Source organism: Bacillus xiamenensis, from assembly GCF_000300535.1.
Classification (GTDB): domain Bacteria; phylum Bacillota; class Bacilli; order Bacillales; family Bacillaceae; genus Bacillus; species Bacillus xiamenensis.
Map to the genome: position 1 here is coordinate 1 of NZ_AMSH01000016.1, position 21,075 is coordinate 21,075.

The window sequence follows — 21,075 nt, forward strand, 5'->3', positions numbered from 1 at the left end:
ATCATTTTCGTTATCGCTCGGAAGCGACTTTAATATCTTATCATTTTGTCTTGGTTAAAGTCAAGAAGTTTTTTCAATTTCTTTTTTAACCTTGTTGCTGTTTTGCGGCAACGAATAATAATATACCACCTGGATTCTCTTCTTGCAATAGTTTTTATGAAAAAAGTTTCATTTTATGAAAAATAAAAAGCGCCACAGTTAAAATGGCGCTTTTGTTGATGTATTAACGGTTTCTCATTTGAGGGAAAAGCAGTACATCTCTGATTGATGGAGAGTTTGTTAGTAGCATGATTAATCGGTCGATACCGATTCCTAGTCCGCCGGTTGGCGGCATTCCATATTCCAATGCTTCAACAAAATCGTCATCCATGAGATGCGCTTCGTCATTTCCTTCTTCACGTTCTTTTAATTGAGCTTCAAAGCGTTCTCTTTGATCGATTGGATCGTTCAGCTCTGTGAATGCATTTGCGTGTTCACGGCGCACAATGAATAGCTCAAAGCGGTCCGTGAAGCGCGGATCTTCAGGGTTTTTCTTAGCTAATGGAGAAATCTCGACTGGGTGTCCGTAAATAAAGGTAGGCTGAACCAGCGTTTCTTCTACTTTTTGCTCGAAGAACTCATTGATAATATGTCCTACTGTCATGTTTTTCGTGATTTCAATACCGTGATCAGCAGCATGCTGTTTCGCTTCTTCTACAGACATCTCCTGCCAGAAGTCTACACCTGTTGCTTCTTTGACCGCTTCAACCATATGAAGTCTCTTCCACTCTGGTTTTAGATCAATTTCATCTTCACCATATTGAATCGTTGTTGTCCCTAACACCTCTTGGGCAATATGAGCAATCAGGTTTTCGGTTAAGTTCATGATGTCTTTATAGTCTGCGTATGCTTCATACAGCTCGATCATTGTAAATTCCGGGTTATGACGAGTAGATACCCCTTCGTTACGGAATACGCGGCCAATCTCGTATACTTTCTCTAGGCCGCCGACAATGAGACGTTTTAAATGCAGCTCGATCGCAATACGCATATAAAGCGGCATATCAAGTGCATTGTGGTGAGTAATGAAAGGACGAGCTGATGCACCGCCAGGGATGCTATGCATTGTTGGTGTTTCAACTTCTAGGTATCCTTTAGAATCTAAGTATCTTCTCATTGATTGAATGATTTTGCTTCGCATGATGAACGTCTGCTTACTTTCTGGATTGACAATTAAGTCAAGGTAGCGCTGCCGATAGCGTTGTTCTACATCTTTTAAGCCATGATATTTATCAGGAAGCGGGCGAAGTGCTTTTGTGAGAATCTCAAATCCGGTTGCTTTAATTGAAAGTTCTCCCACATTCGTTTTAAATACTGTTCCTGTCACACCGATGATATCGCCTAGGTCTGAGCTCTTGAATAGTTCGTAAGCTTCTTCCCCTACACTATCTTTACGCACATAGATTTGAATTTGTCCTTCTAAGTCTTGAATGTGCGCAAAGCCAGCTTTCCCTTTTCCGCGCTTTGTCATCATACGACCTGCGATTGTGACTTGAACCGCTTTTTCTTCTAGGTCTTCTTTTGAAAACTCGTCATATTCAGCAATAATTTGCGCAGATTGATGAGAACGGTCATATCGTTCACCGAATGGATCGATACCTTCTTCTCTCATTTTATTCATTTTGTCACGTCTCACTTGAAATTGGTCATTTAATTCTTCGTTATTAAGCCCTTCATTACTCATTTATATCACTCCAATAATGTATTTTGCAGAGAAAAGCAGAAAAACTGCCAGTATGCACTAGCAGTGAGCTACAAAAAGAAAGATAGAGTTATCCTACTTTTATTCTTTGAAGCTCTTTTGCCTCGGCTTCGATCGTAAAGTCATCAAGAACTTGTACAAGCTCCGCTCTCGTTTCACTTTGATTGATTTGGTTTCTTACGTCTGCATTGCCTCGCACACCTTTTAAGTACCATGCTGCATGCTTTCTCATTTCTCTGACAGCGACATGCTCACCTTTCAGATCAATGAGTCTGTCTAAGTGAAGTTTGCACACTGACATTTTTTCACGTATGTTTGGTTCTTCTTTCAGTTCTCCCGTTTCTAAATAATGAACCGTCCGGTAAATCATCCACGGGTTTCCTAGTGCGGCTCTTCCGATCATCACAGCATCCACACCGGTTTCATCAAGCATACGTTTTGCATCTTGAGGGGTTTTGACGTCTCCATTCCCGATAACAGGAATTGAAACAGATTGTTTTACTTCTTTCACGATATCCCAATTTGCTGTTCCTTCGTACATTTGCACACGGGTCCGTCCGTGAAGTGCAACGGCTTGTCCGCCTGCTCTCTCAACAGCACGGGCATTTTCGACAGCGAAAACATGGTCTTCGTCCCAGCCCATTCTCATTTTGACAGTAACAGGTTTATCTACAGCTTCTACGACAGCAGATACCATTTCATAAATCTTGTTTGGATCAAGCAGCCATTTTGCTCCTGCGTCACATTTCGTGATCTTCGGTACAGGACAGCCCATGTTGATATCAATGATGTCTGCCGTTGTATGCTGGTCGACAAACTTTGCCGCTTCTACAAGTGTGTCTTTTTCTCCTCCAAATATCTGAAGGCTCAACGGCTTTTCACGTTCATCAATGTACAGCATGCCCATCGTTCTGGCATTATTAATCAAGATCGCTTTGTCACTGACCATTTCAGCACAGACTAAGCCCGCTCCAAACTCTTTCACAGTGAGTCTGAAAGCAGAGTTACACACACCAGCCATCGGTGCGAGCACCACTTTGTTTTTAATCTCGATATCTCCGATTTTAAACATCATGTCCCCTCCTTTCCTCTTCAATTATTGGTGAAAGTTCTTCCACCGTTATATTTAAAGCATCTGCTATTTGACCAACCATTTGGTTTGTTGGTAATCGATTGCCTCGCTCAATTTCTCCTAAGACAGAGACAGAGATACCCAGTCTTTTGGCGAACCCTTCCTGAGTATACCCTTTTAGCTTACGGTATGCACGAATTCTTCTACCCCACATGTCTTTTTCCATATGCTTACACCTTCTTGGTCTGTTACGGCGTTTATCTGAACTTCGCCGATTTCTGGGCAAATCTCACTCATCGGAACAAGAACGAATAAACGTTCGTACATTCTAGGATGTGGAATCACAAGTTGTTCTGTTTCAATATTTTCACGATTATAAAGTAAAATGTCAAGGTCAGCCGTTCGTGGACCCCACCTCACTTCTCTTGTTCTACCTAACTCTTGTTCGATTTTTTGAGTCAAAGCCAAGAGTTCATTTGGACGAAGCGAGGTGGAAATCTTCACTGCCATGTTTAAAAAGTCATCTTGATTTTCGTAGCCTACGGGTGTTGTCTCATATATAGATGAAATTAATTCCACTTGAACATCCGGATGTTCGTGAAGTTTTTTGACAGCTTCTTTTAGGTAGGTTTCTTTTTTTCCTATGTTTGAGCCTAAGGCGATATATGCTGTGTTGTTCATGCGCGTGATCTCGTCATTTCAATGGCAACGGACTGATAGTGTCCTGGAATTGGCGGATCTGGCTTAATCACTTTTACTGTACATTCCTGAACTGCTGGAAAGTCTGTTAACACTTGGTTTGCAATTCTTTCTGTCAGCGTTTCAACGAGGTTCACCGGCTCACCTTCTACAATGTTTTTGCAGATGTTGTAGAGCTCAGCATAGTTAATGGTCTCATTCAGGTCATCCGTTTGTCCTGCCTTACTTAAATCAAGTGAAGCTGTCAGGTCCACACGAAAGCGCTGGCCTAGTTTATTCTCTTCTGCAAATACGCCATGATAGCCGTAAAATTCCATTCCGTTTACATATACTTTATCGATGATAAGCGCCTCCCTTATTCAGCATGGCATCCATCATTTTTGCCATTCTTGCGATTTCTTTCACATCATGTACTCGGACCATTGCACTGCCCTTTTGAATCCCTAGACAGACCGTTGCCCCCGTTCCTTCAGTACGTTCTTCAGGCGGAAGGTCTAAGACTGCCCCTATAAATCGTTTTCGAGATGTTGCTAGAAGCAGTGGATAGCCAAGGCGGCAAAAATGTTCAAGTTCATTCATGACCATCAGGTTGTCTGTTTTATTTTTCGCAAATCCTACACCTGGGTCTAATATAATCATGTCATCACGGACACCCGCTTGTTTGACGATTTGAACACTTTCCTTCAAATCTGCGATCATATCTGAAATCAAATGTGTGTAGTTTCGCTCAGGTCGATTGTGCATTAAGATGATGGGTACATTGTGCTTCGCTGCCACATGCGCCATTTGAGGATCGGCTTTTGCTCCCCATACATCATTAATGATAGAGGCTCCTGCTTTCACCGCCTCATCTGCGACATGGGCTTTATACGTATCGATGGATATAGGTATATCTAATTCTTCTGTGATATTCTCAATGACAGGAATTACTCTTGAAAGCTCCTCTTGCTCTGAGACAAGCGACGCTCCCGGCCGAGTCGATTCTCCGCCAATATCAATAATATGCGCCCCATCTTCCACCAGCTGCTTAGCATGAGCCAGCGCTTTATCGATTTGATTGAATTTTCCTCCATCTGAAAAAGAGTCAGGTGTGACATTTAAAATGCCCATGACCAATGTCTTCTCTTCATAACTAAGGGTATGGTGCTTGGCTTGTATGATTTTAGGCTGTTTTATCACTTGTTGTGTCATTGTGTCCACCTACTCTTTATGTTCTAGACGTTCTTTTGTATATTGTGTTCTCAGCTTTGTTGAGATCGTTCGCTTGTTTTTTGGCAGGATGATGTCTCCGATACTCTTAAAGGGCACAATTCCTTGAACCGAATTGGTCATCCACGCCTCATCAGCTGACAGCAAGTGTGAGAGTGTAAACCTTCCTTCTATTAGCGGAATCCCCAAAGCGTGCAGTGTTTCGATACAATACCGGCGGGTGATCCCATTTAAAATACCTGTATCAAGTGAAGGTGTATACACCGCATCTTCTTTTCGCCAAAATAGATTCGACGTAATCCCTTCTGCCACATCATCTTCTTTTGTTAAAAAGATGCCCTCTACCGATGGATCATTCCCTACTTCTCTTTTAGCCAGCAAGTTGTTCATGTAATGATGCGACTTAAGCCGCCTTAGACCTTCTGGTGTGTTTCTTCTTGTGTCAAGAGTGACTCCCTGCTTTTCATCTAATATAGATTCAGGCCGGAATGGAGAGATCATTACAAAAATGACAGGCTCCTTATAAGGGTCTGCAGAAAAGCCATTACCTCTGCCCGCAGAAACATTGAAGCGAATCCTCGCATGACCATCGGCTATACGATTCTGAGTTAATAATGTATGAATGATGTCGAGTACAAATGGTTTCTCTATTGTGGATTCGATGCAAAGGTCGAGTAATGCTTGATTGAGCCTTTCAAGATGCCAATCTAACAGGAAGACTTGTCCCGCCAGGCTGGTAAATGTTTCAAATACACCGATGCCATATAGAAAACCATGATCAAAAGGAGAAAGAGTCGCGTCTTTCTCCTCTATATACTGACCGTTCAGGTAAATGATCATGCGTTTACTTCATTCCCCTTTTTACGATAGGTTTCAATGAAATTCTTGAGCATTTCTTTACCGAAGGACGTCATAATCGATTCGGGATGGAACTGAACACTTTCAATTGGCAGTTCTTTATGGCGAATGGCCATGAGTTCGCCTTCCTTTGTGCTGGCTGTTCTGATAAAGCACTCAGGCAGCGTCTCGTCTTTGACAATTAATGAATGATATCTCGTTGCGACGAGTGGATTTTGGAGTCCAGTGAAAACTCCTTTGCCGTCATGTTCAATCTCTGACGTTTTTCCGTGCATTAACCGCTCTGCGCGAACCACATCTCCACCAAATACTTGTGCAATGGATTGATGACCTAAACACACACCAAAAATCGGAATCTTCCCAGCAAAATGCTTAATCGCTTCCATACTAATTCCCGCTTCATCCGGACTGCATGGTCCTGGAGAAATCATCAGAAAGTCTGGCTTAAGCTGTTCGATTTCTTGAATGGTGACTTGATCATTTCGTTTCACAATCAACTCTTCTCCAAGCTCACCTAAATACTGGACCAGGTTGTACGTAAATGAATCATAGTTATCAATCATTAATATCATACTCTGCTCACCTCTAACTCAAAATAGTCTCTTCTTTGCTCAACTGTAATGCTTTTTTCACTGCATAGGCTTTTTTAATGGATTCTTTAAACTCGTGTTTTGCTACAGAATCAATGACAATGCCCGCACCTGACTGCATGAAGGCTTTGCCCTCTGTACAATAAGCCGTACGAATGACGATATTGAAGTGCATATCTTGATTGAATCCAAACCAGCCTATAGATCCAGTATAAAGCCCACGTCTTGTTGGCTCAAGTTCTTCTATGATTTCCATTGTTCTCACTTTTGGCGCACCTGTGATTGTTCCGCCTGGGAATACAGCTCTCATGACATCGACCGCATCACAATCATCACGGAGTTCCCCTTGTACATTCGAGACAATGTGCATCACGTGTGAATATTTCTCAATGGCCATGAATTCGTTCACCTGTACGGAGCCGTAAGTAGACACTCGGCCAAGGTCATTCCGCTCAAGATCAACGAGCATGACATGTTCTGCGCGTTCTTTTTCATTTTCAATGAGTTCTTTTGCCAGCGCTTGATCCTCTGCGTCGTCCTTGCCTCGTGATCTTGTGCCAGCAATCGGTCTTGTTTCTAGATGAGTGCCTTTTTTCTTAATAAGCAGCTCTGGAGATCCACAAACAATCTGGAAATCTGGCGTGTGCAGATAGGACATATAAGGAGATGGGTTCACTTGACGTAATGTTTTGTATAAATGATATGGGTGCGTATGAAGCTGTTCATCTTGTCTAATGGACAGGTTCACTTGGAACACATCACCGCTAGCGATATATTGCTTAATTTTCTCTACAGCTTCCCCGAAAGCTTCTTCAGTAAAAGGCGCAGCCGGTACAAATTCCGAAGAAGACACGTTGACAGGTGAATGATGTGCTGATTCTTCTGATGTGCTTGTCCAGCTTCGCTTCCATTCTTCTAGTCTTTGATGAACTTCACTCACAGGTTCGTCTCCCTCTGTATGAGTGATCAGCCAGAGCACGTTTTCTTTATGATCAAAGACCGCAACATCATTAAACACGAGAAAATACAGATCCGGTGTTTTGAGATCATCAATTGACAGCATTTTAAAATGCTCGATATATCTTGCATAATCATAGCTTAAAAACCCAATCGCTCCGCCTTGAAAGTCAGGATATTCCTCATTCGTTTCCGTTTGAAGGGTTTGAAACCAATCTGCAAAGGCTCTAAATGGGTCGCCTTCTTTGAACAGAACCTCATCTTGATAATGAATGGTTGTCATTCCATCTTTCCCTTTCGCTTTAGCGATCGGGTGAATGCCAGCAATACTGTATGCTCCGCCACGTGCACTTTCAAGAAGAACATGGTGCGTTTCACGCGCCGTTAATTGTTCGTATCTTTTCAAGAATGCATCTTTCGTAAAAGGAATTTTGATGCCCATCGGCCTGCGTTGTGTCATGTTATCATCCTTTTTCATTTTCATTAATCTTATTGTAATGCAATCCTATTTATTTAGAAAATAGTATTTGCTTTCCATCTTCAGAATTCATGAAAAAACCCCAGCAAATGCTGGGGTGTATCGTTTAATCGAATTGATAAAGAGGAGTACTGAGGTAACGCTCTCCGTTACTTGGGATGATCGCTAGAACCTTTTTCCCTTTACCAAGCTTCTTCGCTGTTTGAAGCGCTGCGTAAATGGCTGCTCCTGAAGAAATACCGCCAAGGATTCCTTCTTCTTTTGCTGCCTTTCTTGCAAGCTCAAATGCATCTTCGTTTTTCACTTGGATAATGCCGTCATAAATTTCCGTGTTCAAGATGGAAGGCACAAATCCTGCTCCAATTCCTTGAATTTTATGCGGACCTGGCTTTCCTCCTGATAATACAGGGGAATCTGTTGGTTCTACCGCATAAAGCTGAATAGATGGGATGGCTTCTTTCAGAACTTCACCAGCACCCGTAATCGTTCCGCCCGTACCAACTCCTGCAATAAATGCATCAAGCTCGCCATCAAACTGTTCAAGAATTTCTTTCCCAGTTGTGCGGCGGTGAATTTCAGCATTAGCTTCGTTGCTAAACTGCTGCGGCATGAAATAACCATGCTCTTCAGCGAGTTCCTCTGCTTTTTTGATCGCACCTTTCATTCCTTCAGCACCTGGTGTTAATACAAGCTCTGCACCATAAGCACGTAATAGGTTGCGGCGCTCCTGACTCATGGTATCAGGCATAACCAAAATCGCATTGATTCCTTTCGCTGCGGCTACCATTGCGAGGCCAATTCCTGTGTTTCCACTTGTTGGCTCAATGAGCGTGTCGCCAGCTTTTAATTTACCTTTCGCTTCAGCATCCTCGATCATAGCTAACGCAATACGATCCTTTACACTGCTGCCCGGATTCATATATTCGAGTTTCAAGTAGACATCCGCACTGTCTTCATCTACTATACGGTTTAATTTAACGACTGGTGTATTTCCTATAAGTTCAAAAATTGAATTTGCAATACGAGCCATCACTAACACCTCTATCTCCGAGTAATTTTATTGTATTAATATTAAATTATCAATTTCGAAAAATTTTGTCAATGCTTTTAGTCCTGCTCTCCATCGTAAAACCATGTGACGTTTGCTTCTTTCCACAGGGTTTTGACATTCGCCTTTTCACCTAGATCTTCCATTGCGATCTGTCTTTTGATCTGATCTTTGACCTCTTTATAAGAGAAGGAGCGGCCATTTAATTTTTCTTTTAATTGTATGATGGCATAGCCATTTTTGATCTTTATTGGCTCTTTCGTCCATTCATCTGGTTGAAGCTTTTGGGCTTCTTGTATGTATAGGGCCGGGATGCTCTCTTGTTCTTCTGTCACAAACCCAAGATCTCCACCGTAAGGAGAGGTATATCGGTCGATGGATCGTTCAGCTGCCACAGCTTCGAAGCTAGATCCTCCTTTTAAATCCTTCAATACACTTTCTGCCTCGTCCTTTGTCTTCACGACAATATGGCGAATACGGTATGAGTCATCATATTGATATAAGTCCTTATTTTTTTCATAAAAGGATTTGGCTTCTTTTTCAGAGACGACCGCATCTCTTGTTAAGAGCTGCTCTAATAAAATTTGATAACGAATCTGCTCTTTCCATTCCTTTTCACTCGTATGACCATCTTCGTAGAAATTATTAGACACCGCTTTAAGCATCAACAACTCACGATTGATCTCTTTTGAAGACACCTCCAGCTTGTTTTCTTTCGCAAGCTGATTGACTACCTTCTGATTAATCATTTGTTCAAGTGTTGCCTTTCCATAGCGGTCTTCCATTTTCTTTAACCATTCTTGACGTGTTACCTTCTCTTTTCCAATGGACGCGATTTCTTCACCGCTCTTGCCGTTTGAAGAAGCCTGCGACATTTGTGACTTTGTTAATACATATGCAATGACAACGGCATTGATCATGAGCAAAACGAGGATAAATGTCCATACCACTCTTGCTTTCAGTCTCATCTTTCGTCTCCTTTCCATTCTAAAAAGAAAACCCGCTGCTTAGAGCTTAGCGGGTCATTTCTTCACGTAGCTCTTCTAGCTCTTCTTTTGTAAATACATACGTTTCGTTACAAAAATGGCATTGAGCTTCTGCTTGTCCGTCTTGTTCAATCATATCGTCAATTTCGTTTTGTCCTAGGCTGATAATGCCATTAGCAAACCGTTCTTTTGAGCAGTTACAAGAGAATTCGACAGGTACAGTTTCTAAGATTTGAGGTTTTTCACCGAGCACTTCTTCTAAAATTTCTTCGGGGGTCATTCCTTTTTCAATGAGTTTAGAGATCGGTTCGATGGTCGATAATCGCTGTTCGAGTCTATCAATGACAGCGTCTTCTGTTCCAGGCAGCAATTGAATGATGAAACCGCCTGCTGCGAGGATCGAGTTATCTGGATTTACAAGAACACCTACACCTACAGAGGACGGTACTTGCTCAGATGAGACGAGGTAATAAGTGAAGTCATCTCCAATTTCACCTGAAACGATTTCTGTTTGTCCTGTAAAGTGTTCCTTCATTCCGATATCTTTGACAACACTTAATGTTCCATTTGTTCCAACAGCACGTCTGACATCCAGTTTACCATGTTCATTTAAGTCAAAGTGAACTTGTGGGTTTGAGACATATCCGCGCACCTGACCTTTTGCGTTTCCATCAGCGATGATGGCTCCGATTGGTCCACCGCCTTCAATTTTGACAGTTAGCTTATTCTCGCCTTTCAGCATAGCTCCCATCATGACTGTAGCTGTCATGGTTCTGCCAATTGCTGCTGAGGCAGTTGGCCACGTATGGTGTCTTCTCTGTGCTTCGTTGATTGTATCTGTTGTGTTTGCAGCGTATGCACGGACTTTCCCGTCATATGCTAACGCTTTAACTAAGTAATCCATTTCGATTAAACCTCCTATATTACACCGACACGGTTACGTTCATAAATTAATTGAAGTCCTTTTAATGTTAGGAACGGATCGACAACATCAATACAGTCTGATTCCTTTCCAATCAATGTAGACAAACCGCCTGTTGCAATAACTTTCGGTGTTTGTTTGGCTTGCTGCTTCATCCGTTTCACTATTCCCTCGACTTGGCCAACGTATCCATATAGAATACCTGATTGCATCGCACTGATGGTGTTTTTTCCAACGATATGATCCGGGCGGACGATTTCAATTCTTGGCAGCTTAGCCGCTCTTGTATATAAAGCCTCAGTTGAGATGGTAATACCCGGTGCAATGGCTCCACCCATGTATTGTTTTTGTTCATTGATATAGCAGTAAGTTGTCGCTGTTCCAAAGTCTACCACAATGAGAGGTGCACCATATAGATGAATGGCTGCTACCGCATTGACAATTCGATCGGCGCCGACTTCCTTTGGATTGTCACACATGATGTTTAATCCCGTCTTCATTCCAGGCCCTACGATTTGGGGTGTAATGTGAAAATACTTTTCACACATTCTTTCTAGTGCAAACATCATTGGCGGGACAACAGATGAGATGATAATCCCTTCTATTTGGTCAAACATCAGCCCTACATAGTCGAATAAGGACCTGATCGACATACCAAATTCATCTTCTGTTTTATGACGGCTTGTTTCAATTCGCCAATGGTAGTTCAATTCGCCATTATGATAAACACCTAAAACGGTATTTGTGTTTCCTACATCTATCACGAGTAACAACTTCATCACCACTTTGAATAGTTTCTCAAAAAGAGCATTTTTCGACTTTCTATCATACCATACACGAATGGAGTTCCATTTGTAAACAATTCGAAACCGATCCATTCATGAATCGAAATAAAAAAAGCCGCCGGTGATCCCGACAGCTTTCACAGAAGGAGATTAGATCTCCTCATCTTCTTTTTTCTTGATGTTGACTTTCACATCATCGTTTTTCTCTTCGTCATCTGCGTATACACGCTCTGGAAGCTTTCCAGTTTCGTAAAGAGATTTAATTTGCTCAGCATCTAATGTTTCAACTTCTAGAAGAGCTTGTGCGATGATTTCTAGCTTATCTTTATTCTCAGTGAGAATTTGTTTCGCACGTTCGTAGCTTTCTTTAATGAAACGCTGAATTTCTTGGTCAATTTCGTAAGCGATCGCTTCACTATAATTCGGCTCGTTGTTGAAATCACGGCCAAGGAATACTTGACCTCCTTGTGATTGACCGAATTGCAGCGGACCAAGTTTATCAGACATACCAAATTCTGTTACCATTCTTCTTGCAATGCTTGTTGCACGCTGGAAGTCGTTGTGTGCGCCTGTACTTACTTCACCAAACGTAATTTCCTCTGCAACACGCCCGCCGAGCAAGCCGACAATTTTATCAAGAAGCTCTGGCTTCGTTTGGAAATAACGGTCTTCTTTCGGAAGCATGACCGCATATCCGCCTGCCTGACCACGAGGAACGATCGTTACTTTATGCACCATGTCTGCTTCGTCAAGGACAAGTCCAATGACGGTATGACCCGCTTCATGGTATGCCACGATATTACGTTCTTTCTTCGAAATGACGCGGCTTTTCTTCGCCGGCCCAGCGATGACACGGTCAGTCGCTTCGTCGATATCACGCATATCGATTTTCTTTTTGTTTTGACGGGCAGCAACGAGCGCTGCTTCGTTTAGTAAGTTCTCAAGATCTGCTCCAGAGAACCCTGGTGTTCTGCTTGCAATGGCTTTCAAGTTAACTGTATCATCAAGCGGTTTGTTTTTCGCATGAACCTTCAGTACTTCTTCACGGCCAATGACATCTGGGCGGTCAACCGTAATTTGACGGTCAAAACGTCCCGGACGCAGCAACGCAGGATCTAGGATATCTGCACGGTTCGTCGCAGCAATGATAATAATACCTTCGTTAGCACTAAAACCATCCATTTCAACAAGAAGCTGGTTAAGCGTTTGTTCACGCTCATCATGACCACCGCCAAGACCTGCTCCACGCTGACGACCTACTGCATCAATCTCATCAATAAAGATTAAGCAAGGTGCATTCTTTTTCGCATTTTCAAACAAATCACGTACACGTGATGCACCGACACCGACGAACATCTCGACGAAGTCAGAACCACTGATGCTGAAGAAAGGAACGCCTGCTTCTCCTGCAGATGCTCTCGCAAGCAATGTTTTACCTGTACCTGGAGGTCCTACTAGTAAAACCCCTTTAGGGATTCTTGCGCCAAGCTCCGCAAATTTACGAGGATCCTTCAGGAATTCAACCACTTCTACGAGCTCTTGCTTTTCTTCATCCGCACCGGCAACATCTTTAAATTTCACACGTTTCTTTTCTTCTGTGTAAAGCTTTGCCTTACTCTTACCAAAGTTCATGACACGGCTTCCACCGCCTTGAGCTTGGTTCAATAAGAAGAAGAACAGGATAAAGATGATGATAAACGGAATGATGGTTGTCAGAACTTGCAGCCATCCATTTGTTTCAGGTGCTGGTTCTACTTTTACATCTGTATTCTTCAGCGCACTGTAAATTTGGTCAACACCTTGACCATCTGGAACATGGGTAATGAAGTATTCATCTTTTTTTGCGCCATTTAATTGACCACGAATTTCATAAACCCCTCTTACAGGCTGGATGGAGATACTCTCCACTTTTCCCGCACTTAGATTTTGCGAAAATTTGCTGTAAGACATGTTCTCAGGCTTTTGATTAGGGGACCCTAAATAACTCACAACCCCTATCACAAGTAATAAAATAAGTATATAAAAAATCGTATTACGAAAAACCCGATTCATTCCTTACCTCCTCCCACAGTAAGCACAACTATGTTCAATAGTATCATAGAAAATCATTCCAACACAACCAATAACCTCATGTATACGTATGCTGATTAGCCTTCGTAAACAGATGGTTTTAACACTCCAATATACGGGAGGTTTCGGTAACGTTCAGCGAAATCCAATCCATAGCCGACAACAAATGCATCTGGTACTTCAAACCCAACATAATCTGCTTTGATGTCTGCTTTGCGGCCGCTTGGTTTATCAAGCAACGTCACAATTTTGATGGAGTTTGCTTTACGGTATCGGAAAAGCTCTACCAGATAGCTCAAAGTTAACCCACTGTCGATGATATCTTCCATAATTAGAATATCTCTTCCTTCAACAGAAGTATCTAAATCCTTAATGATCTTCACTTCTCCAGAAGATACGGTAGATTTTCCGTAGCTAGATACATCCATAAAATCGAGCTCTAAATATGTATCAATGTGTTTGATCAGATCTGCCATGAATGGAAGAGCCCCTTTCAAAACACCAATAGCCAGGGGAAATTTACCATCATAATCGCTGGTTAATGTTGCGCCCAGTTCCTTTACTTTTTGCTGGATCTCTTCTTCTGAGATCAAAATCTTTTCAATATCTTGTTTCATGCTTTTGCTTGCCCCCTACAAATTTTCGTGCTGTCTATATTGTAATACAATGAGATCGCTGTTTGTCATATCAATTTCTTCAAAAACGGATTTTTTCAGACCTGGGATCCAGATGATTTGATGATCCGAGTCAGTGACGATCGGCCAGCTGTCTCTTTCTGCAAGAGGCACTTTTTTATCAATAAATATATCTTTCACCTTTTTTGATCCATTCATCCCTTTAAGTTTGATTCGATCACCTTTTTTTCGTGAGCGAATGATCAAAGGGAATCGAACATGATCTTTTTGAAGCAAGAAAAAATGGTTCCCGTTCCGTGCATCCTTCGGAACATGATTTGATACCACGATAGACTGTCCATTCGGGAGAAAAAGTTCTTCGCCGATCTCACCCTTTAAAAGATGAGCATAAGACTGATCTATGACTAGCGAGCGTTCAAAGGTAAACATACAGTGATCATAAGATTTGACAGCTTGTAAACCTTTTGGCAGATCTAATGATCCAGACGGTTGATCAGTATGAGATAACCAGTCCAAAGTCCCTAGAATATGCTGGTTTGAAAACGCTGATTGAGTGTTTTCATAAAGATAGTTTAATATTAGTTGAATGCCTCTTCTTTGTAAAGGCAAAGGCAGGTCAAGCAAAGGCTTCGTTTTGATCTCAATTTGCTTAGGCGTTTGACTCGTAATGACTTGGTTCATTTGCTTCTTTGTTAATGCCTGCAAGTAATGCTCATCCTCAGTCAGCATGTCACTTACAAACTGAAAGCTTTCATGCACATGAGGTGCCTCTTCTTTTAACACGGGAAGAATGTGTCTTCTTATCCGGTTTCTCAAGTAGTCATCTGTGTGATTGCTTTGATCAATGACATAGGGAACATGTTCTTTTTCGCAAGCTGTGAGCACGTCGTCCTTAGAATATCCAATGAGCGGACGAATGAGCCAACCTTCTTGAAAAGGACGTTTTGCTTGAATACCTGCGAGCCCTATTCCAACAGTCCCTCTTGTCAGCCTCATCATCATTGTTTCTACTTGATCGTCTCCATGATGTGCAAGCGCTATAAATTGAGCGTTGTACTGTTCCATCAATTGACGAAAGAAAGCATATCTGCACTCTCTTGCAGCTGCCTGTTTGTTTAAGCGGTTTTCTTTTGCATATTGGGTGACCTGTATGCGTGCCGATTCAAAAAGGATCTCATGCTCTTTACAGTACGCTTCAACAAATGCCAAATCAGCAAAGGATTCTTCTCCTCTGAACATGTGATCTACATGGGCTGCAATCAGCTGAAAGGAACCTTTTTGACGCTTGTTTAGTTCATGCAGCAAGAGCATAGAATCTGGTCCGCCAGAAACCCCGACAATGACTGTCGTATTTTCAAGGGAAACATCATGTTTTTTCAAAAAAGATTCAATTCTATTCACAACTTCCTCCTCACAAAGAGCAGGTAATTTAAAGATATACATATCCTATCACTTTCAGTAGCTCCAAGCAAAGAAGAAGCCTGCTTTTTTACAGCTCTACAACAGGAATAAAACCACATATGCACAGTAAAGAGCGAGCACACTGCAAACGATGAGAATGGTTTCAAAAAGTCCGCCTGATTTTTTGCGTACTGATGTTCTTTTCGACGAAGCCACTCTCGATCGTGAAGTTACCTGCTGGTTTTGATGAACAGCAGGCTTTTGTCTGTTTGGCTGCGTTTGCTTCTTTTGGCGTGTTTTGCTTGAAGCAAGCAGCTGGCCTTCTCTCAGCATCGCACGTTTCATATCTTCCGCTGATAGATACTTACCTTGAAGAGCAGCCTTTAACACCCTCTCATATCGCTTTAATAAAGGATGTCCCTCAATGGCCCGATAAAGCTGTTTTTCTGGTTCTGTCCCTTTTTTGAATTCTTTTTTATAGGCACAGTTCACCATGATCATACTTAAGGCAAATAGATCATAAGATGGTTCTGCTTTTCTTGTACCGAATCCCCAGTAGCCGCGGTCAAAAAACTCTGTATACTCCTTAATTGCCCTTCCTGCCTTCGTTGTTCCTCCAACATCAATACATCGAATCGTGGCTGGGGGACCTGAAACGATGAGATTATCAGGTTTCAAGTCACCGAATATCCAGCCTTCTTTATGTAGGTGAGACAGGTTAGACAACAGTTGAATCATAAGAACAATGATCCACTCATCGCCTTTTTGTTTCACAAATTCGAGCAGTAACGGTCCTCTGACATACTCCATCACATAAAACGAACGCTTTTGTAACATGCCAGGATAAAGGGCATCATCCATATCATAAAAAGAAGGCCCCATGGTTTTCACAGGAGCCTTTGAAAAGGATTTTAATACATTGACTTCAGATGCAATGAGCATACTGTCATCACTCACTTTAAGGGCCACTTGCCCATTTGGCGATTCGGCCAGATAGACAACACCGTTCGCCCCTTTTCCCAGCTCTTTTACAATGCGGTAATGATGGTGATGCCATTTCCCTTTGATCATCGTACCTAGCGGGATGTTAGAAGCCGAATTCATCATCATGCTCTTCCTTTGCTTCAAGCAGCCCTTTACGTGAACGAACTGATTTGAAATGCTGAAGTGCTTCTCGGATTGCTGGCCCAGTTGGTGTAATCCCTCCGATAGTCAGCTTTGGAAAAATAGATGATAACGAATCGAACCGAGGCGTCCAGTTCAACACAATTTCTGCATCTGAGTGTTTCCCGGGAAATACACACATCCCAAACTGATTTTCACCAATTCTCGAATTTAAACTAATAGAGAGATCAATCAGTGCTTCTTTGACAGTTGGCAGCTTCGGTTTCATACTTGCACTTGTATCTACAAGCACGAGCACTTGAAGATGAACAGTCTCACCTAACTCATCGACAACTTCCATCACTTCTCCACGCTTATCTGGCGGAAGCTCTTCAATTTCAGTATCTTTGCCAAGAATTTGCTGCAATTCTTTATTCACAACACCTTGTAACGTTTGTGTCATCGCCTTTTTTGTGACCATTTGTACCGTTTGAGACAATTGCTGGACGTAGACAACCTGATGGATGCCTCCGCCTGCGAGAGCGATCCCCTCTACTTCTTTCATCGCTTCATGATCGTGTCTGTTTTCTTCCATAATGCCAATGACATTGACTGTGATCCCTTGTTCCTTTGCCAATGCGGCAATCGCAAGTGGGTCTTCCCCATGATTTGAGCAGCCATCTGTAATCAATAAGATTTGGTTTACGTGACCTTTTCGCATCTTCATTCCTCCTGGGATTGTAACTGAATGCTTATATCCCCATCATCGCCAGAAGAAATTCATATTATACGATATGTTAAGAAATCTCTTGTTTCTCCAGATAGAATGTACCTGTCGGAATGGATGCCCATTTTGGTGTGTTATGGTCGAGCCTAATGACGACAACCGTCATATCGTCATCAATTTGACCTGATCTTGTTCGAATGACTTCCTCCATTAATAAATCAGCAATCTCTTGTGGATCCTCTGTTTTAAAACTCTTCATTTTTCGTTTGACCCATAAATCATGATTTTCAATATGCTTTGGACCTTCAAAAATACCATCGCTCATCATGATGAGCAGATCTCCAGCCTTCATCTGTTCACTCACAACCTCTAATTCGAACTCATCAATAATTCCAATAGGCAAGTTGCTGGCTTGTACTTTCATCACTTGATCACCCCGTTTAATAAAGCTAGGGGTTGAACCAATCTTTAGAAACTTACAGCTTGCATCCTGTAAATCAATGATTGATAAATCTAACGTTGAGTAGATTTCATCTGTCGTCCGTAAAGATAAAATGCTATTAATCGTTTTAATCGCCACTTTTTCATCGATACCAGACGCCAAGATTTTTTCTAACAGCTTGATCGTTTCATTGCTTTCAAAGTGAGCTCTTGCTCCATTTCCCATCCCATCACTAATCGCTGCGGCATATTTACCTGCCCCCAGCTCCATCATACTGTAGCTGTCTCCAGATACTAACCCTCCGCCTTTCGCTGCATGCGCTACGCCTGTAGCCACTCGATACGATTTAGCTGAACCAAATACAACATGACAATAGCCTGTTGGATGCTCGGCGCATTGCTCTGTTTTCACTAAAATCTGTTCTTCTAAAATATCTGAAAGCATTGGGGCGATGATTTTTTCGCATTCCCCATGACCTTGGCAATACGGGATTCTCATTTCTATATCGACATTCCCCTGTTCTAAGCTATAGATTTCTACTTGCTGAATCTCAATGCCAAAATGCTGAAGTGCTTCTATCATCTGCTCTTCCTGAATAAAATGCTGTTCTCTTTCTCGTTTTATTTCCCGGGAAAAATCCTCCATGACTTGTGAGACCCCCATAAGCTGTTCTGCCACAAGACGCCTGCTGTCTTGGACCTTTTTCTTCAAGGTCTGGTTCGCTTTGTAGTAAGCGATCTCCTCTTCAATCAATTCTTCGACATGCTTTGATTTTGAGCAGTGCTGACTGAATTTCTTTTTTAACTTCCGGTTATGCTCATACGTTTTTTCATCAGATTCATGCATAACTTGTTTCATGAGTTCATAGGTTGTATCAAAGTTCTGCACCCAGCATTTATTTTTCTTATAGCACGTTTGACAGGATCGTTCTGTGATCGTACTTAAAAAAAGATCTACATCCTCTTCCTGCTTCTTCTCCTCAGGAATGGACTCGTAAAATGTCGCAAAACTCTCAGACAGCGCATGAAATACATGAGAAAATTGATCTACTTTTTTGGCTGTCACATCTCGTACTTTTCTGGCATATTGCTGCTGTTCCTGCACATGCTCTACCGTACCAGGAATATATTTTGCCACCTTGGACGTCACCGACTGCGGTGTGAGCAGAAACAGCGCAACTGCGATGAGTGATTCATATAGCGTAGTCATGAGCCCCGCTGACCCTTCTCCGTAGAGGGAGATCAGTAAAGAACCTACAATTAAGCCAATGGCTGCTCCTGCCTTCTTTCCTTCTTTTAATAATCCGCCTAATAAGCCTGAAAAGGCAAGAAGACTCATCTGATAAAGGTTGCCAATGTTGGCGAGACCGAGAATTAAACCAGTGACTACCCCCACCGTACAACCAATACTGGCCCCGCCAATAAAGGCAAAAGTCAGTACTACATATCGCGACAAAATATGCTCTGCCTGCATCCCTTGATAGGTAATGCCTGCTAGGCCTGTCAAAACCGATGCAATTAAAATCATAAAACAAATGATTTCTTCGACCTTTAAAGAGTGTTTTATTTTCCTGACTGTAAAAATAGGGAGACTTTGCAGGAAAATCAGTGTCAGGATGAATGCTAGTCCTGCTTCGACCCCAGCCATCACATAGTCATAGCTTTGTACAGCACCCTGCTCTAAGTAAACAAAAGCTCCCCTAGTCATCAGCATCGAAAGCACAATCACAACCGGTAATGTTTTTACCGGGTCTTTGATGATGAAAGACACCACTTTCGACATGATCAGGAACACGATCAATGACGCAAACACGAATAGTGCATTTTGAGGTGATATCGTCATCGCCCCAGCGAGTAAAGCAAGACAGGCAAGCATGGCCTTATCCCTTTTAATGAGCAGCATGGAGCCAAAGAAAGGCAAAGCAAACGGCATAATTTCAGATAAGATAAAGGCTCGTCCTAATAAAAAGCCAAGAACAACATAAATAAACCCTTTATAGAAAAAAAGAGAATGTGTATGATGAAGAAACAGGTTTTTCAACTTTTTCAAACCTGCACTGATTCTTTCAAACCCGGCTCCAGTTAAATCAGTTCTTCTTTCTAGTTTTTCCATCTTCTCATCCCCCACCTAATATTCGTTGCTTGTCATTATAGCGAAGGTGAAAAAGAAATTTTGTCAAAAGAAGTTGTCGTTTCCATAAAACGTTCGACGCTTTATTCGTCAAAGAGGCATACTTTCATGAAAGTCGATGTCTTTCATCAGAATCTTACGGAAGCACAAAAAAACAACTTTCTATAGAAAGCTGTTTTGAAGATGACCCGTACGGGATTCGAACCCGTGTTACCGCCGTGCAAGGGAGGTGTCTCACTCGTTTGAAACTCTGTAATTGATTTAGCACAAAAAAACAACTTTCTATAGAAAGCTGTTTTGAAGATGACCCGTACGGGATTCGAACCCGTGTTACCGCCGTGAAAGGGCGGTGTCTTAACCGCTTGACCAACGGGCCTTGCTTAATGTTCTATTTAAAAGGATAGCGGCGGAGGGGATCGAACCCCCGACCTCACGGGTATGAACCCTAATATATATAACGTTGAAAGGGCGGTGTCTTAACCGCTTGACCAACGGGCCTTGCTTAATGTTCTATTTAAAAGGATAGCGGCGGAGGGGATCGAACCCCCGACCTCACGGGTATGAACCGTACGCTCTAGCCAGCTGAGCTACACCGCCATAATGAAATATGCGCTAAGAAGCACAAGAACTATAATACAAAGGATTCGCTTGTCCGTCAATAGAAAGTTTTAAATTAAATGGCGAAATCTCAAAAAACGTTGTATTTGTATCGAAAGAAAAGCACCCACTAAACAGCAGGTGCTTTGTTGTGAAAAATATATAGAAAGCAGCAACAAGTTAACCTCTTCTTGCTCCGCGCCCCCCACGTTTTGATTCCGTGTTTCGTTTTAAAGATGTTAAGCGATCTTCGCTATCTTTTAAGAATTTGTTCATTTTTTGCTCAAACGATTCCTTCGGACGGAAATCATTTCTGCTCGGTCTTGATTGTTGTTGAGGACGATCTTTTGCTTTTTTAATGGACAAGCCGATTTTACCGTCTTTTTCAACGTTAATCACTTTCACTTCAACTTGTTCACCGACTTTTAAATGCTCATTAATATCTTTTACATAGTTATCGGCTACCTCACTGATATGAACGAGACCAGTTGAACCGCCTGGCAACTCCACAAAAGCTCCAAAATTTGTAATGCCCGTAACTTTCCCTTGTAACTTGCTGCCAACTTCAATCGACATAAAAAAAGTGCTCCTCCTTAGACTTATAAAAAAATCTCATTTGTTCAA

General features: G+C 42.1%; 19 protein-coding genes, 2 tRNA genes and 1 pseudogene. All 22 read right to left on the reverse strand.

What is annotated here, in order from left to right; genetic code table 11:
* Positions 1 to 223: 223 nt before the first annotated feature.
* Positions 224 to 1,723 (reverse strand): lysine--tRNA ligase, encoded by a 1,500-nt coding sequence (gene lysS, locus BA1_RS07515; protein WP_008357370.1) that lies wholly within the window; start codon positions 1,721 to 1,723, stop codon positions 224 to 226.
* An 88-nt stretch (positions 1,724 to 1,811) separates the two neighbouring features.
* Positions 1,812 to 2,813: a tRNA dihydrouridine synthase DusB gene (gene dusB, locus BA1_RS07520; protein WP_008357372.1), complete on the reverse strand. Its 1,002-nt coding sequence runs from the start codon at positions 2,811 to 2,813 to the stop codon at positions 1,812 to 1,814.
* On the reverse strand, positions 2,806 to 3,039 hold the full coding sequence (locus tag BA1_RS07525; RefSeq protein WP_008357374.1) for a helix-turn-helix domain-containing protein: 234 nt from the start codon (positions 3,037 to 3,039) through the stop codon (positions 2,806 to 2,808). The genes dusB and BA1_RS07525 overlap by 8 nt, the downstream gene beginning before the upstream one ends.
* On the reverse strand, positions 2,991 to 3,494 hold the full coding sequence (folK, locus tag BA1_RS07530) for a 2-amino-4-hydroxy-6-hydroxymethyldihydropteridine diphosphokinase (protein ID WP_008357376.1): 504 nt from the start codon (positions 3,492 to 3,494) through the stop codon (positions 2,991 to 2,993). The genes BA1_RS07525 and folK overlap by 49 nt, the downstream gene beginning before the upstream one ends.
* Positions 3,491 to 3,853: a dihydroneopterin aldolase gene (gene folB, locus BA1_RS07535; protein ID WP_034738726.1), complete on the reverse strand. Its 363-nt coding sequence runs from the start codon at positions 3,851 to 3,853 to the stop codon at positions 3,491 to 3,493. Before folB ends, folK begins: the two co-directional genes overlap by 4 nt.
* Complete coding sequence (gene folP, locus BA1_RS07540) at positions 3,846 to 4,703, reverse strand: dihydropteroate synthase (protein WP_008357381.1); 858 nt, start codon at positions 4,701 to 4,703, stop codon at positions 3,846 to 3,848. The genes folB and folP overlap by 8 nt, the downstream gene beginning before the upstream one ends.
* 9 nt (positions 4,704 to 4,712) lie before the next feature.
* Complete coding sequence (gene pabC / locus BA1_RS07545; RefSeq protein WP_008357383.1) at positions 4,713 to 5,561, reverse strand: aminodeoxychorismate lyase; 849 nt, start codon at positions 5,559 to 5,561, stop codon at positions 4,713 to 4,715.
* On the reverse strand, positions 5,558 to 6,151 hold the full coding sequence (gene pabA / locus BA1_RS07550; protein ID WP_008357385.1) for an aminodeoxychorismate/anthranilate synthase component II: 594 nt from the start codon (positions 6,149 to 6,151) through the stop codon (positions 5,558 to 5,560). The genes pabC and pabA overlap by 4 nt, the downstream gene beginning before the upstream one ends.
* A 13-nt stretch (positions 6,152 to 6,164) precedes the next feature.
* Complete coding sequence (locus BA1_RS07555; protein ID WP_008357387.1) at positions 6,165 to 7,586, reverse strand: anthranilate synthase component I family protein; 1,422 nt, start codon at positions 7,584 to 7,586, stop codon at positions 6,165 to 6,167.
* Between the two features lie 124 nt (positions 7,587 to 7,710).
* Entirely contained in the window at positions 7,711 to 8,634 is a 924-nt protein-coding gene (gene cysK, locus BA1_RS07560; protein ID WP_008357389.1) for a cysteine synthase A, read from the reverse strand.
* Positions 8,635 to 8,711: 77 nt separating this feature from the next.
* Positions 8,712 to 9,620 carry a peptidyl-prolyl cis-trans isomerase gene (locus BA1_RS07565; RefSeq protein WP_008357391.1) on the reverse strand — a complete coding sequence of 303 codons (909 nt, stop codon included), beginning with the start codon at positions 9,618 to 9,620 and terminating at the stop codon, positions 8,712 to 8,714.
* A gap of 46 nt (positions 9,621 to 9,666) precedes the next feature.
* The gene (gene hslO, locus BA1_RS07570) at positions 9,667 to 10,542 is read right to left on the reverse strand and encodes an Hsp33 family molecular chaperone HslO (protein ID WP_008357393.1); all 876 of its coding nucleotides are present in this window, start codon (positions 10,540 to 10,542) and stop codon (positions 9,667 to 9,669) included.
* A gap of 14 nt (positions 10,543 to 10,556) precedes the next feature.
* Complete coding sequence (locus tag BA1_RS07575) at positions 10,557 to 11,333, reverse strand: type III pantothenate kinase (protein WP_008357395.1); 777 nt, start codon at positions 11,331 to 11,333, stop codon at positions 10,557 to 10,559.
* A 162-nt stretch (positions 11,334 to 11,495) separates the two neighbouring features.
* A complete protein-coding gene (ftsH, locus tag BA1_RS07580; RefSeq protein WP_008357397.1) occupies positions 11,496 to 13,397 on the reverse strand; it encodes an ATP-dependent zinc metalloprotease FtsH in 1,902 nt (633 codons plus the stop codon).
* A gap of 95 nt (positions 13,398 to 13,492) precedes the next feature.
* The gene (gene hpt / locus BA1_RS07585) at positions 13,493 to 14,032 is read right to left on the reverse strand and encodes a hypoxanthine phosphoribosyltransferase (protein WP_008357399.1); all 540 of its coding nucleotides are present in this window, start codon (positions 14,030 to 14,032) and stop codon (positions 13,493 to 13,495) included.
* A pseudogene (gene tilS, locus BA1_RS07590) lies at positions 14,029 to 15,451 on the reverse strand (tRNA lysidine(34) synthetase TilS). The gene hpt and the pseudogene tilS overlap by 4 nt, the downstream one beginning before the upstream one ends.
* A gap of 96 nt (positions 15,452 to 15,547) precedes the next feature.
* Positions 15,548 to 16,555 (reverse strand): protein kinase domain-containing protein, encoded by a 1,008-nt coding sequence (locus BA1_RS07595; protein ID WP_008357404.1) that lies wholly within the window; start codon positions 16,553 to 16,555, stop codon positions 15,548 to 15,550.
* Entirely contained in the window at positions 16,539 to 17,276 is a 738-nt protein-coding gene (locus BA1_RS07600; RefSeq protein WP_008357406.1) for a vWA domain-containing protein, read from the reverse strand. Before BA1_RS07600 ends, BA1_RS07595 begins: the two co-directional genes overlap by 17 nt.
* Positions 17,277 to 17,352: 76 nt before the next feature.
* Positions 17,353 to 19,836 carry a stage II sporulation protein E gene (gene spoIIE / locus BA1_RS07605; protein WP_008357407.1) on the reverse strand — a complete coding sequence of 828 codons (2,484 nt, stop codon included), beginning with the start codon at positions 19,834 to 19,836 and terminating at the stop codon, positions 17,353 to 17,355.
* 322 nt (positions 19,837 to 20,158) lie between these two features.
* Positions 20,159 to 20,230: transfer RNA gene (locus tag BA1_RS07610), tRNA-Glu, on the reverse strand.
* 147 nt (positions 20,231 to 20,377) lie between these two features.
* A tRNA-Met gene (locus tag BA1_RS07615) sits at positions 20,378 to 20,451 on the reverse strand.
* Between the two features lie 180 nt (positions 20,452 to 20,631).
* Positions 20,632 to 21,027, reverse strand: coding sequence for a S1 domain-containing RNA-binding protein (locus BA1_RS07620; protein WP_008357409.1), 396 nt, complete (start codon positions 21,025 to 21,027; stop codon positions 20,632 to 20,634).
* Between the last annotated feature and the right edge of the window lie 48 nt (positions 21,028 to 21,075).

Coding starts and splice junctions, on each gene's coding strand:
- spoIIE (WP_008357407.1), bottom strand. CDS start 19,836: ATGGAAAAACTAGAAAGAAGAACTGATTTAACTGGAGCCGGGTTTGAA.
- lysS (WP_008357370.1), bottom strand. CDS start 1,723: ATGAGTAATGAAGGGCTTAATAACGAAGAATTAAATGACCAATTTCAA.
- BA1_RS07595 (WP_008357404.1), bottom strand. CDS start 16,555: ATGAATTCGGCTTCTAACATCCCGCTAGGTACGATGATCAAAGGGAAA.
- BA1_RS07525 (WP_008357374.1), bottom strand. CDS start 3,039: ATGGAAAAAGACATGTGGGGTAGAAGAATTCGTGCATACCGTAAGCTA.
- folK (WP_008357376.1), bottom strand. CDS start 3,494: ATGAACAACACAGCATATATCGCCTTAGGCTCAAACATAGGAAAAAAA.
- hpt (WP_008357399.1), bottom strand. CDS start 14,032: ATGAAACAAGATATTGAAAAGATTTTGATCTCAGAAGAAGAGATCCAG.
- hslO (WP_008357393.1), bottom strand. CDS start 10,542: ATGGATTACTTAGTTAAAGCGTTAGCATATGACGGGAAAGTCCGTGCA.
- dusB (WP_008357372.1), bottom strand. CDS start 2,813: ATGTTTAAAATCGGAGATATCGAGATTAAAAACAAAGTGGTGCTCGCA.
- BA1_RS07620 (WP_008357409.1), bottom strand. CDS start 21,027: ATGTCGATTGAAGTTGGCAGCAAGTTACAAGGGAAAGTTACGGGCATT.
- cysK (WP_008357389.1), bottom strand. CDS start 8,634: ATGGCTCGTATTGCAAATTCAATTTTTGAACTTATAGGAAATACACCA.
- BA1_RS07565 (WP_008357391.1), bottom strand. CDS start 9,620: ATGAGACTGAAAGCAAGAGTGGTATGGACATTTATCCTCGTTTTGCTC.
- pabC (WP_008357383.1), bottom strand. CDS start 5,561: ATGATCATTTACCTGAACGGTCAGTATATAGAGGAGAAAGACGCGACT.
- BA1_RS07555 (WP_008357387.1), bottom strand. CDS start 7,586: ATGACACAACGCAGGCCGATGGGCATCAAAATTCCTTTTACGAAAGAT.
- pabA (WP_008357385.1), bottom strand. CDS start 6,151: ATGATATTAATGATTGATAACTATGATTCATTTACGTACAACCTGGTC.
- BA1_RS07600 (WP_008357406.1), bottom strand. CDS start 17,276: ATGCGAAAAGGTCACGTAAACCAAATCTTATTGATTACAGATGGCTGC.
- folP (WP_008357381.1), bottom strand. CDS start 4,703: ATGACACAACAAGTGATAAAACAGCCTAAAATCATACAAGCCAAGCAC.
- ftsH (WP_008357397.1), bottom strand. CDS start 13,397: ATGAATCGGGTTTTTCGTAATACGATTTTTTATATACTTATTTTATTA.